The sequence below is a fragment of the Paenibacillus rhizoryzae genome, from assembly GCF_059686995.1.
Window position 1 is genome coordinate 793,915 of record NZ_JCAALT010000001.1, and the last position, 11,755, is coordinate 805,669.

At 49.0% G+C, this 11,755-nt stretch carries 13 protein-coding genes and 2 riboswitches; of the genes, 10 read left to right on the forward strand and 3 right to left on the reverse strand.

Annotated features, from left to right (window positions below):
* The first annotated feature begins 74 nt into the window (after window positions 1–74).
* A complete protein-coding gene (locus AC6ESO_RS03555; protein ID WP_497090167.1) occupies window positions 75–593 on the forward strand; it encodes a glutathione peroxidase in 519 nt (172 codons plus the stop codon).
* Between the two features lie 32 nt (window positions 594–625).
* Here the strand turns inward: AC6ESO_RS03555 and AC6ESO_RS03560 are convergent, their stop codons facing one another.
* Complete coding sequence (locus AC6ESO_RS03560; protein ID WP_497090168.1) at window positions 626–1,972, reverse strand: APC family permease; 1,347 nt, start codon at window positions 1,970–1,972, stop codon at window positions 626–628.
* A gap of 95 nt (window positions 1,973–2,067) precedes the next feature.
* A riboswitch (guanidine-I (ykkC/yxkD leader) is annotated at window positions 2,068–2,175 on the reverse strand.
* 125 nt (window positions 2,176–2,300) lie between these two features.
* On the opposite strand from AC6ESO_RS03560, the gene AC6ESO_RS03565 reads away from it, so the two are divergent.
* Complete coding sequence (locus tag AC6ESO_RS03565) at window positions 2,301–2,519, forward strand: cold-inducible protein YdjO-related protein (RefSeq protein ID WP_497090483.1); 219 nt, start codon at window positions 2,301–2,303, stop codon at window positions 2,517–2,519.
* Between the two features lie 74 nt (window positions 2,520–2,593).
* Here AC6ESO_RS03565 and AC6ESO_RS03570 read toward each other — a convergent pair whose 3' ends face one another.
* Window positions 2,594–3,490 (reverse strand): DNA-3-methyladenine glycosylase family protein, encoded by an 897-nt coding sequence (locus tag AC6ESO_RS03570; protein ID WP_497090169.1) that lies wholly within the window; start codon window positions 3,488–3,490, stop codon window positions 2,594–2,596.
* Between the two features lie 181 nt (window positions 3,491–3,671).
* On the opposite strand from AC6ESO_RS03570, the gene AC6ESO_RS03575 reads away from it, so the two are divergent.
* The 4 genes from AC6ESO_RS03575 (at window position 3,672) to AC6ESO_RS03590 (ending at window position 5,514) form a co-directional block, all read left to right on the forward strand.
* Window positions 3,672–4,229, forward strand: a complete 558-nt coding sequence (locus AC6ESO_RS03575; protein ID WP_497090170.1) for a bifunctional transcriptional activator/DNA repair enzyme AdaA — start codon at window positions 3,672–3,674, stop codon at window positions 4,227–4,229.
* Window positions 4,230–4,244: 15 nt separating this feature from the next.
* Window positions 4,245–4,760, forward strand: coding sequence for a methylated-DNA--[protein]-cysteine S-methyltransferase (locus AC6ESO_RS03580; RefSeq protein ID WP_497090171.1), 516 nt, complete (start codon window positions 4,245–4,247; stop codon window positions 4,758–4,760).
* Window positions 4,761–4,793: 33 nt separating this feature from the next.
* Window positions 4,794–5,090, forward strand: coding sequence for a DUF6509 family protein (locus AC6ESO_RS03585; RefSeq protein WP_497090172.1), 297 nt, complete (start codon window positions 4,794–4,796; stop codon window positions 5,088–5,090).
* Between the two features lie 97 nt (window positions 5,091–5,187).
* Complete coding sequence (locus AC6ESO_RS03590) at window positions 5,188–5,514, forward strand: hypothetical protein (RefSeq protein WP_497090173.1); 327 nt, start codon at window positions 5,188–5,190, stop codon at window positions 5,512–5,514.
* A gap of 570 nt (window positions 5,515–6,084) precedes the next feature.
* Here AC6ESO_RS03590 and AC6ESO_RS03595 read toward each other — a convergent pair.
* Entirely contained in the window at window positions 6,085–6,891 is an 807-nt protein-coding gene (locus AC6ESO_RS03595) for a hypothetical protein (protein WP_497090174.1), read from the reverse strand.
* A gap of 193 nt (window positions 6,892–7,084) precedes the next feature.
* On the opposite strand from AC6ESO_RS03595, the gene AC6ESO_RS03600 reads away from it, so the two are divergent.
* From AC6ESO_RS03600 to AC6ESO_RS03615, 4 genes are all read left to right on the forward strand, one after another.
* On the forward strand, window positions 7,085–7,963 hold the full coding sequence (locus AC6ESO_RS03600; protein WP_497090175.1) for a radical SAM/SPASM domain-containing protein: 879 nt from the start codon (window positions 7,085–7,087) through the stop codon (window positions 7,961–7,963).
* A gap of 23 nt (window positions 7,964–7,986) precedes the next feature.
* Window positions 7,987–9,933: an LTA synthase family protein gene (locus AC6ESO_RS03605; RefSeq protein WP_497090176.1), complete on the forward strand. Its 1,947-nt coding sequence runs from the start codon at window positions 7,987–7,989 to the stop codon at window positions 9,931–9,933.
* Between the two features lie 201 nt (window positions 9,934–10,134).
* A riboswitch (guanidine-I (ykkC/yxkD leader) is annotated at window positions 10,135–10,245 on the forward strand.
* Between the two features lie 53 nt (window positions 10,246–10,298).
* Complete coding sequence (locus AC6ESO_RS03610) at window positions 10,299–11,024, forward strand: urea amidolyase associated protein UAAP1 (RefSeq protein ID WP_497090177.1); 726 nt, start codon at window positions 10,299–10,301, stop codon at window positions 11,022–11,024.
* A 50-nt stretch (window positions 11,025–11,074) separates the two neighbouring features.
* The gene (locus AC6ESO_RS03615; protein WP_494817399.1) at window positions 11,075–11,728 is read left to right on the forward strand and encodes an urea amidolyase associated protein UAAP2; all 654 of its coding nucleotides are present in this window, start codon (window positions 11,075–11,077) and stop codon (window positions 11,726–11,728) included.
* The last annotated feature ends 27 nt before the right edge of the window (window positions 11,729–11,755 follow it).

An 11,755-nucleotide genomic window follows, 5' to 3' on the forward strand; every position in this document is an offset into this window, starting at 1 on the left:
CATAGGCTATAATCATTTTATACAATTTAATTAAATGCAATATACTGTGAACTCAATTCAGGAGGGACCTACCGATGAGCATTTATGATTTCACCGTCAAGACCATTGCTGGCGAAGAGCAGTCGCTGTCCGCATATAAAGGCAAGACGCTTCTGATCGTCAATACGGCAAGCGCATGTGGACTTACCCCTCATTACAAAGGGTTGCAGCAGATCTATGAAGCCCATAAGGACGAGAATTTGGTCGTACTTGGTTTCCCTTGTAATCAATTTGCTGGTCAAGAGCCGGGGACGAACGAGGACATTGCGAGCTTCTGCGAGCTCAATTACGGTGTAACCTTCCCGATGTTCGCGAAAATTGACGTGATTGGCGAAGATGCTCATCCGTTATACAAATATCTAGTGGACGCAGCGCCTGCACCTTACCATACCGGTACAATCGAGTGGAATTTCGTGAAATTCCTGATTGATCAAGAAGGCAACGTTGTGAAGCAATATCCGGCATCGACGGATCCAGCGGCAATTGAGCCGGATCTACGCAGCTTGATTGATAACGGCAGCCTGGGAGCGGCGCCGAATACAGTTAACGATTAACTGTATCTTACTTTAAACGATGAAAGCACCCCTTACGGGGTGCTTTTTGATTTCTCAATCGAGAAAGATTTGTTTCGTTGCAGGACAAGCTTTAGAGCGTCTTGCTTGCGATAGGCTTGATAAAGCACACCGAGGATGAGCCAAATGAGCCCCATAATAAGTGCATCCTTGCTTAGCAGGAGAAACAAGTAGGCGATGACGCTGGCACCTGTACCCGGCAGAAGCAAATATGCTAGTGTGCCTTTAACAGTACGCTTCCGTTCCTTGACATAATAGTGGCAGATGACAGATATGTTGACAAAGAAGAAGGCGGTAAGCGCGCCGAAATTCACGAATTTGATGGCTGTATCGAGTCGAATGACCAAAGCTAACATGGAGACCATGCCAACAATCAGGATATTAACCGCAGGCGTTTTGAGCCTAGGGTGTACATAGGCGAAGATGCGCTCCGGAAGGATCGATTCGCGTCCCATTGCTAACAGCAGCCGTGACACGCTTGAAACGGAAGAGATTCCTTGCGTAAAGATTGCAAATAAGAGCACAATGATGAATACCGATCCAAGCATGGCTCCGCCGACCATTTTCACAATTTCCAGCCCGGCCGAATCGATGTCGGTGAACGGGATCGGATTTGGGAATGCAAGCTGAGTTAAATAAGACGGTGCGACATATAAAACGATCGCGATCCCAATAATAATAGCGATCGCTCTCGGGATGGTTTTGCTTGCGTTCTTCGTTTCTTCGGACATTGTCGTAATGGAATCGAATCCGAGGAAGGAGAAGCAGATCATGGAAGCGCCTGATAGTATCGTTGTGAAGGGAATCTCATGTTGGAGGAGTGGCGCGAGTGGCTCGCTTATGGAAGTTAGGTCTCGGTAGAGCAAGATGCAAAACAAGGCGATGAAGCCCATTTGAATGAGCACAAACCATTTGCTTAGATTGGCTGAGAATGATGCGCCGCGCAGATTCACCAGTGTGATGAGCAAATTGATTCCGATCATCCAGAGGTAGGCAGGTATTGCCGGAAATTGCGCATGCATATAGATACCGAACGTTAGACATGCGATAATAGGTGAGAAGAGGTAATCCAGCAGCAATGCCCACCCGACAAGAAAGCCGAGGTAGGGATGGATAGATTTCTTCACATAGGAATAGGCGGATCCGGAGCTTGAGTGTGCCTTCGACATATGACCATAACTATAGGCAGTAAACATGATTGCGACAAAAGCGGTTAAGTACGCTTGGGTTAACATCCCGGCGGACGATTCGTAAGCAATACCGTAAATCGAGAAGTAGATCATCGGAGTCATCCAAGCAAGGCCGAGGAACACGATTTGAAATAACGATAATGTTGGCGTTAGTTTGACTTGTACATTCATGTGCAGCACCCTTCCGTCATCCCGCGTGTAACCATCCCATTTCAAAAGAGATGGCTTGAAAATAAAAAAAGCGCGGAAGGTATCCCATTATGAGATCCTCCCGGGCTTTTATCCCTCCGTGAACACAGCAACGGCTGTGCGTTCTCTCTCGGTCCAGACCAGCATGCCGGAAAGGCTGCTACGGAACCCTAGAAAACGTATGGCATATTTAGTTACGTTGTTTTGTTAGATAATATAACATAAACTACCTGATCGTCAATTGAAAATTTAATGGCGTGCGAACTAGCTTCGTTCAGGCAGCAAGAGAAAGGATGCTTTTAAATTGTCTATGAATGAAGAGGAAAAACCGCAGTTAATCGCAACGAAGATTTGGAAATGTAAGAACGCGGATTGTAAAGCGTGGGTTCGTGAGGAATTTGCCGAGGCTGGTGAACAGGCTTGTCCGATCTGTAAAGGACCGATGCATCGCAGTATGAGGCATTTGCCCAAAGTACAGAATAAGATCAAATCTCAACCGCGAAAGAAGAAAAATGAATTTGACTTTTAGCCGCCTATTGGCGGCTTTTTTATATGTTCGGGGAACGAGAGGTGGCGCGGAGGAACGGTAGGGTGAAGTAGGTGCTAATAAAGAGTCCTCCAGAGGTAGAAGGTCGCATAGGCTTTCCAGTCGCCCCAGGTAGAGGAGAGCTGTTTGATCTCTGCGATGGATGGCTTATCTGGCCGTACCATGAGGTGTTTCAGCGCATTGTGAAGCCCCGCATCCTCGATCGGAAAAGCTCCGGGCATACGCAAACAGCGCATCAGTACATAATTAGCCGTCCATGGTCCGATTCCGCGAATACGGGTTAGTGCTTTCTCGATGGCTGTCCAGTCATGTAGTGACATGAGCTGTTCTTTGGATAAACGGCCTTCGACGATTTCGGCAGCCGTTCCGATTAAGTACTCGGCCTTGCGGGTTGTGAACTGCATTTCCGTCAGGTCGGAGACCTGGAGGGCTGCAATCGTTTCAGGTTTAGGGAAGGTAAAGTAACATCGGCCATTCCATTCCTGGGAAGAGCCGAAGCGCTCCACGAAAGGTCTCTTGAGCGTATAGGCAAAGGTTAAATTAATTTGCTGACCCATAATGCCCCAGCTGAGCGCCTCAAATAAGTCATCGATACCGACTACGCGCAGTCCGTGGAACTGCTTGACGGTATCTCTGAGGAGATCATCTTGCTCAGCCAATTCGTAGAATGGCAGCAAATCGCGATCGCAATCGAACCATTCCCACACATAGCGGGCGGCAGTCTCGCGAAGCTCCTGAGAAGGTTCCTCGTTCAAAGCGGGGAACTCAATGCTTAGTGAATCGTTCTGTTCAGGCGTGATTCGTATGAGTACGGGATTGCTCGCAGTGGGAATGAGCCGCAGTACAGCGTTATTTTCGACATGGAATAAGCATTCGTTACTGGATCGTTGCAAATAATCAATGATATGGGCACTGCTGAACGGAGCAGGTGGATGGATTGTAATGGCGTGCATCTCTCGTTCGGAGGCCTCCTTTCAAAATCAATTGGATGTGACTGCTGCGTTAGTTGAAGTACATAATCAGTTGTATCATACTTTGGGGCTTGTCCGCTTTCGTAATCTTGCGTTCTCATACGGTAAAGCTTACATCAACCCGGTAAAGAGGTTATACTTCTTCTCATGGAGGTGAAGCTGCATGCCAATGATGACAAGCGATATGTGGCTGGCTATTGCAAGCTGTGATGCTTCGTACGATGGCCAGTTCTATTATGGCGTGAGTTCGACCGGGATTTTCTGCAGGCCCTCCTGCAAATCGAGAACGCCGAATCCGAAGCATGTTCACATTTTCTTGAATGCGGAAGCTGCGCTTGCTAATGATTATCGCCCTTGTAAACGATGCAAGCCCGAGGGAAGGCGACTTCCGGAGGAAGAATGGGTAGAGTCGATTGCTGCAGTGATTGCCGAACGTTACGAAGAGCCGCTTACTTTGTCCAAATTAGCAGAGCTGGCGCATGTCAGTCCTTATCATATACAGCGAACGTTTAAGCGAATCAAGGGCGTGTCCCCTGCTTCGTATTTGCAACGGGTACGTATGGAGGCGGCAAAAGAGCTGCTGTCCGGATCTGGGTTATCGATTAGTGATATTGGCGAAAGAGTGGGTTACCCGAATGCGGCGCATTTCGCGACCGTATTTCAGAAGGAGACGGGCAGCTCGCCGTCGGCTTATCGTATGACGCATAGTAATAAGGATTAGGGGAGGATGGGGAAAATGAACAATCTGTATTGGACTGAACTAGATGATGCCTCGTGGCGGTTCATTCTTGTTGCGACGGAAGAAGGGCTTAGTTATGTCAGTTCGCCCGGCGATTCATTGGATGAAGTCGCTGAATGGTGTGCGAAGCATTATCCGGGATGCATGTTGGTAAGAGATGATGTGCGATTAGAGGGATATAGGAAGCAGCTTCGCGCTTATTTGAAGGGGGAGCTGACAAGCTTTCAACTGCCTTTGCGTGTGAAAGGGACGGCTTTTCAGCAGCTGGTCTGGCAAGCTTTGGAGCAAATCCCGCATGGGCAAACCTGCTCTTACTCCGATATCGCGGAGCGGATTGGAAAAGCAAGCGCCGTTCGGGCTGTTGGAACTGCGATTGGCGCGAATCCGGTGCTTATCGTCGTGCCTTGTCACCGGGTTATCGGGAAGAATGGCGCGTTAACCGGGTTTCGCGGCGGGATGGATGCGAAAGAGCGTTTGCTTCGGCTTGAAGGCGGACGATATACTAACACATGAGGCATAACTTGAGGAATTTGAAGGGATGAGGCAATGATTTCGATTACAGAATTTTCGGTTGATAAAATTAAAGACCCGTTCGGCATTCTAACCGGCGATCGGTACGAGTTTAGACTGGATGTGGACTTGCCGGAGGATGATGAATTGTTCGTCGAGAATGGCGTCTATATCCGCGTCATTTATAAAGTGGACGGCGAAACCTCAAGCATCGTGAAGTATGAGCTGTATGAGCGCATGAACGATCGGTACGTGGATGCTGAGCTGGAGGATGAGGAAGAGCAGCTTATTGATACTTTTTGTAAAGCGCATTTCTCGGAAGCCGAAGAATAGAATAAGGTGAACTGCTTAGGAATGAGCAGACGTGTGTAATAGTTTGTACGGCCAGCAAATAGCGGGCCGAAACAAAGTGATTAAGGCGGTGTATGACATGACAGTTCATTATCTGCTCAATTGCTACAACAACCAAATTTTGGTGAAGCAGGTAGAAGGTGATGAAGGGCCATTTAATGTCAACATACAATCCAATAACAATCCACTCAGTTTCGGTAATACGTTATATACGGCCCAAACCAAAGAACATGCCATCCGAATCGCCAATCAGCTGTGCGCGTTCTATTCGATGGCCAGAGTCAACGGCTACTATCTGGATGGCAATTGGTTCCGCAACGAGAACAAGTCCGACATATCCGCGGAGCATGTGCTCAAGCAGGAGCGGACGAAGGACGAAATGCACGCCATGCTGACGAGTGAGTGATGAAGGATGATTGAAGGCAGCCGAGAGGTTGCCTTTTTTGTTGTTGATGGTGACTTTAGCGGCCGCTAAGTAGACCTCGACAGCCTGACCCTAGTCGGCGGTGTTTGCGCGGCGGCGGGATCTCGTCGCCTAAAGTGAAATGAACCGGCTGGCTTTGCCATTTCTGGGGGCTGATAGCGGATATGCCGCTTACGGCAGCAAAACGTGGTCGAATAGGTGCCCTTAAGCGGATATACCGCTCTCGAAGTGGCTCAATCGTCGAAACCATGCCGCTTGTAAGGTGAAATGATGCAGGAATGATCTGTGGAAGCGGGTATAAGGCAAAGGCATACGAGCTTGAATGTGTGTATAGCTGGAGCTGCGTGTTTCCCAAGGAAAGGGGTTAGTAGTTTGTTGGCTTGTTGATTGTGCTGAGAATCGGTTTTCCCGACTCTCAGCGTCAATTCGGTGTGGATTTGGCCGTGAGAGTCGGTTTTCCTGACTCTCAGCCTCCGCCGCGGAGGTAAGCAGCTAGGTGGAATGGTGCGAGAGGATTCAAAAAAAGCTGAACGGGATCCTAACCCGTTCAGCCTATTTTCCGCCGATGATGCGAGCATAGCGCTCTTCGCGCTGCGGTGCTGTGAGTTTTGGGCAGTTGTAGCACATGTCGCCGTCTTCGCGGCAGTAGTACATGCAGCAGCCGGAACGAATCATGATTTTGCCGCCGATCTGGTAGGGGCTGTCGACGTATCTTGGCGTATGCAGGAAAGGATTGCGTTTGCTGCCGAACAAGCCGGGGTCAAGCTGCTCCATGAGCACCTTGGAAGCATGGGTGAATCGCTTCCGAACTTCTTCAGAGGTTTCTTTTGCCTCGAAACTGGTTATCATGTTAGCCAGCATGCTGCCGAATTGCGTCCAAATAACCGCCGGTTTCAAGTTCCCGGCAGAAGCGAGGGCGTTCAGCGCTGGACCAATGACATCTCGAAAATCCGCCTCAAGCGCATCCCGCACGTACTGTCCACGGTCTGCGTCTTCAGGTATTTCCGTATAGCTGAGCTCGTTCAGCTTGAAACCGTACAAATTATAAGTCCCGCAATCCTCGATTTGAAACGTGAGCTTATCGAGCGACATTGCCAGAATCGCGTTATAGCGTGACAACAAGAGAAGCCTTGCCGCGCATAGATGAAATAAGGAGCCGCCCATAAATGAAGCAGGCAGCTCTGAGCCGGTAGCGCGTACCGTTAAACCTGCTACCCCGATTGCCTTGTGCACCGAATCTGCGCGCAGAAAATCGGTCGCCGGCATCTCGAAGGAAGGATGAGCAGTGCCTGTGGGCGACACGCGTATGTAGTAAGAATCGAATAGGGAGAAATCGATGACGAGCTTGTTCATCATCATTGGCGCGCGCTCCTTTGATAACATTTCTCAATCGCATGAATAGCAATTATAAGATGCGCTTAACGATGTGTCAACGCCGAAACTGCCGTTTCCAGTGTCCTTAAGTGGACAGCTTTTGCATTGGCGATTTATAATGGAGGGTATGTTCTTGCACCGCAACCTATATTGATCGTATGAACGGGGCCTAATCGGGATGAAAAAGTTCAAGAAATTTTATATCGAAATTACGAGTGTCTGCAATCTGGCCTGTTCGTTCTGTCCGCAAACGAAACGTCAGGCGAATTTCATTAAGGTCGAAGACTTCACGAAAATATTAGATGAAATCAAACCGCATACGGACTATATCTACTTCCATCTTAAAGGCGAGCCGCTGCTGCATCCGAAAATTGATCAGCTGCTCGACATCAGCCATGAGCGCGGCTTCAAGGTGAATATTACGACGAACGGAACGCTGCTCCACAAAGCCAAGCACAAGATTATGGGCAAACCGGCGCTTCGCCAAATGAACTTCTCGCTGCACAGCTTTGACGGGCATGAAGGCTCAGTGGATAAAGAAGGTTACGTCGGCAGCGTGCTTTCGTTCGTGAAAGAAGCTGTGGCGACTTCGGACATGTTGGTTTCGCTTCGGCTGTGGAATTTGGCTGAAGACAACGAGGTAAACGTGGAGGTCAACCGCAACCACGAGATTTTAGAGCAAATTGAAGACGCGTTTGAGCTGGATTTCCGCATTCAAGAGAAGTTTACGCGCGGGAATGGGATTAAGATCGCGGATCGCGTGTATTTGAACCACGAGGTGGAATTCAAATGGCCGGATCTGAAGGAGAAAGAAGACGAGGGCAAAGGCTTCTGCCATGCGCTTCGCAATCAAGCCGGAATTCTGGTTGACGGTACCGTTGTACCTTGCTGCTTAGACGGCGAAGGCGTCATCAATTTAGGCAACATTCACCAGACATCATTCTCGGAGATTATTGAAGGCGATCGTGCGAACCGGTTGTATGACGGATTCTCGCGCAGAGAAGTCGTCGAAGAGCTTTGCCGGAAGTGCGGCTTCAGGCAACGGTTCAGTTTATAAGAAAGAAGGTACAGAAAGTCGTTATGAATCATTTTCCAATCCATCAGCGGAGGACGCTTCTTTCTCTGAATCGGGAGAAGAACGCGAGGCTTCCGTTATTCTATATGGCTGTTGCTCTATTCCTTGCCAAAATGCTGCTGCTGCGCTATTTCTTGTTCCAAGAAATTGACTTGACGCGGATCGTTGCAGACATCGGCGCCATCCTGGTGATACTCAGCGTAGTCGAACTGGCAACGCCGAATAAGCTTCGAACGACCGTTTACGGTGCGGTGAATCTCATCTATTCGTTCGCGTTATTCTCATCTGCTGTGTATTTTGAGCATTTTGGGAACGTTCCGACCTATACGGCGCTGTATGAGCTGCATCAGGTGACGAAGATCGGTTCCAGCGTAGAATCGACAATTCAATTTAGTCATTACTTATTTTTTGCCGATTTGGTGATTGGCTTAGCCATTTGGATATTCTCAGCTGTCCGCGGCTCGGGCCGCCGCTCTAGGAGCAGCTATAGCGGTTATAGCAAGCCGCTCGTTACGCCGGTTTACCGTGTCGTAATGACACTAATTCTAATCCTAAGTTTTGCGCTTTCGGCTCGCGTTATTCAAGTTGGCATGCCAATCGACAATGAGCTTGTCGAAGCTGAGCAGGAAGGTTTCTTGAACTATCAAATATCTGCGGCGATTAAAGCGGCGCAAGACAATAGTGTGGCGGCTGAAGGGAATATCGATGAAATTACGCAGGAAGCAAGTGATCTTCAAGCGAGCTATCCTTATAAGGATGGGGCGAGTGGTCTTCCGGCGGCGTATTTCGCATCGCAGAAGGGCAAGAATCTGATCGTCATCCAAATGGAGGCGTTTCAGAACTTCCCGATCCATCTCTCAGTAGGCGGGCAAGAACTGACGCCGGTACTGAACAAACTTGCCGATGAAAGCTTCTATTTCCCTCACGTATTCCAGCAGATCGGGCAGGGAAATACTTCGGATGCGGAGTTCATGTCCAACACGTCCATTTACCCGACCGCGAAAATTGCGATGTCGACCGGTTACGGTGATCGGGATATCCCGAGTTTACCGAAATTGCTGCAAAAGACCGGCTATGTCACAAACACGTTTCATGTAAATGATGTGACGTTCTGGGATCGGAATAAACTGTATGCGGCCCTTGGATTTAATCATTATTTTGACAAGCCCTATTACACGAACGATCATTACAACAGCTTCGGAGCCTCAGATGAGGAGCTATACCGTGTTGGCGTCCAGAAGCTGCAGGAAGTGAGCGATGCTAACAAGCCGTTTTATGGGCAGTTTATTACGGTATCGAATCACTTCCCATTCGAAGTTCCGTTGGACCGGATGAAAATGGAGCTTCCGGAGAAGCTGAAAGGAACACAGCTGGGCAACTATCTGCTAGGCGTGAACTACACGGATTATGCAATCGGCACGTTGATTGATAAGCTCAAAGCAACGGGGCAATGGGACAATACCGTATTGGTGTTGTATGGGGACCACTTCGGTCTGCAGCCAAACGATAATGATCCTGCATTCGTGAGTCAAGCGCTCGGAATCAAATACGACCCGCAAGTCAGCCGGTTTAATATACCTCTGATCATCCATGCACCCGGTCAACAAGGTAAAGTCGTCGATCAAGTAGGGGGACAGCTGGATATTATGCCGACAGTGGCGAATCTGCTCGGCGTGTCGCTGAAGGATGAACATTTTACGGCCTTCGGCCATGATCTGCTTAATGTGGACCGGAATGTGTTCGGAACGAGATACTATTTGCCGACTGGCTCATTCTACAACAATGATATTCTGTTCGTGCCGGGCAAAGGCTTCGAGGATGGCAAAGCAGTGAACATCCGCACGCTTGAACCGGTGACGGATCTTGCTCCTTATCGGAGCGACTATGATTATGTGATGCAGCTCATGGATGTTTCCGACCGTTATGTAAAATCACTTCCGAAACGTCATTAAGATGAATTCAAATCGGCCTCTCCTAAGTGCGTTTAACGCAGGTAGGGGAGGTTTTTTTTGGCTTTGTTTGCATTGCCTAACGAACGTTAATGTAATAATACCTTACATAAGGATTGACACTTTCCCGAAATCGCCCCTATAATACGAATCAATAGCAGGTTTTAACAATTGAATATCGGTTCTCATGTTAGCTATTGAGAACAACTAACCATCTAGGGTTCCGTTGCGCGAGCGTTTCGTTCAAGTAAGTCTGGTCCGAGAGATGGTGTGCAGCCGCGCTGCATAACACGGAAGGATAAAAGCCTGGGAGAAACCAATCTCTCGGGCTTTTTATATTTAGATCACTTTTCGAGGAGGAATATTCAATGACGACAAGCGTGTGGAGCACTACCTTTGGGGCAGGGGATAAATGGTCAGCGAGAATTAGCAGAGGGAGATTACTTCGGTTTACAGCTTTGCAGGATAACGCCAATTTGTCGGTCATGATGTTTCACGCTGACGACCTGACGGAGCGCTACAATATGCCGGACACGCTGAAAGCCCAATATACCGCGCATTTGACTCGCGGAAATATTCTGATGAGCGATAATGGCCGCGCAATGGCAAGTTTCGTCGAAGATGATCTTGGCTGGCATGATACGATAACGGGCTTCATGACTCGCGCCTCAACGGATGCCAAGTATGGCTTGACCCAATATCAGCAGCTTCGAAATGAGTGGCTGCGCAGCGGCTATGAGAATTTTGCGGTAGAGCTGGTTCGTAGCGGTCTAGGCATTCGCGATATGGGGCCGGTCGTGAACTTGTTCTCGAAAGTCAGCTGCGATGACGTAGGACGCATGGCTTACGATCCTACACATTGCAAGGAAGGCGCTGCCGTAACATTGCGGACAGAGATGGATATTCTCCTTGTCGTATCCAACACGCCGAACCCGCTGAATCCGAGCACCCGTTATCCGACTGCCGCTGTTCAGCTTGAGGTATTGCCCGCACCGGCCGTCGATCTGGATACGGACTATTGCTGCAATTTTAGGTCCGAGAACCGAAGAGCATTCGAGAATACGGCGGAGTACTATTTACTCGCCGGGCGTTAATATTCGATGGTCAGATAGATACACGTAACTATTCATAAGGAGGAACTACGATGACTACTGCATTTAACCGACACGAAAGTTTACTGCAACCGGAAACGGCGATTATAGATGAAATTGTTTTGGCAGGGGATGGCTGGATGAAAGAGCTTCAGCCGGGTCAAGTACTGCGAATCGTGGATTTAGAAGGCAACCAAGCGGCGGATACGCTGTTCTACGATGCGGATAATCCGGAAGATCACTATAGTGCGGTTGCGACGATCACAGGGCAAGGAAACATCTACTTAACGACAGGCTCCGTGCTGCGGGCCGAATCCGGCAAGGAACTGGTGAAGATCGTAGCCGATACTTGCGGCAGACATGACACGGTAGGCGGCTCTTGTTCCGCTCAAAGTAATACGGTGCGATATGCGCACGAGAAGCTCCAAATGCACAACTGCCGCGATACGTTCATGCTGCAGCTTGCCAAACATGATGGCGGCTATACGAAACGTGACTTGGCGCCTAACGTGAACTTCTTCATGAATGTACCCGTGTCAGAAGATGGCGGGCTGCGGTTTGCCGATGGGGTATCCGCACCTGGTTGTTATGTGGAGCTCGAATCGATCTGCCGGACGATGGTGTTAATCAGCAATTGTCCGCAACTAAATAATCCATGCAATGCCTATAACCCAACTCCGATTCGGGTGTTGATCTGGAATCCATAGAGAGAAAAAGAGTCATTCAGGGAGGGA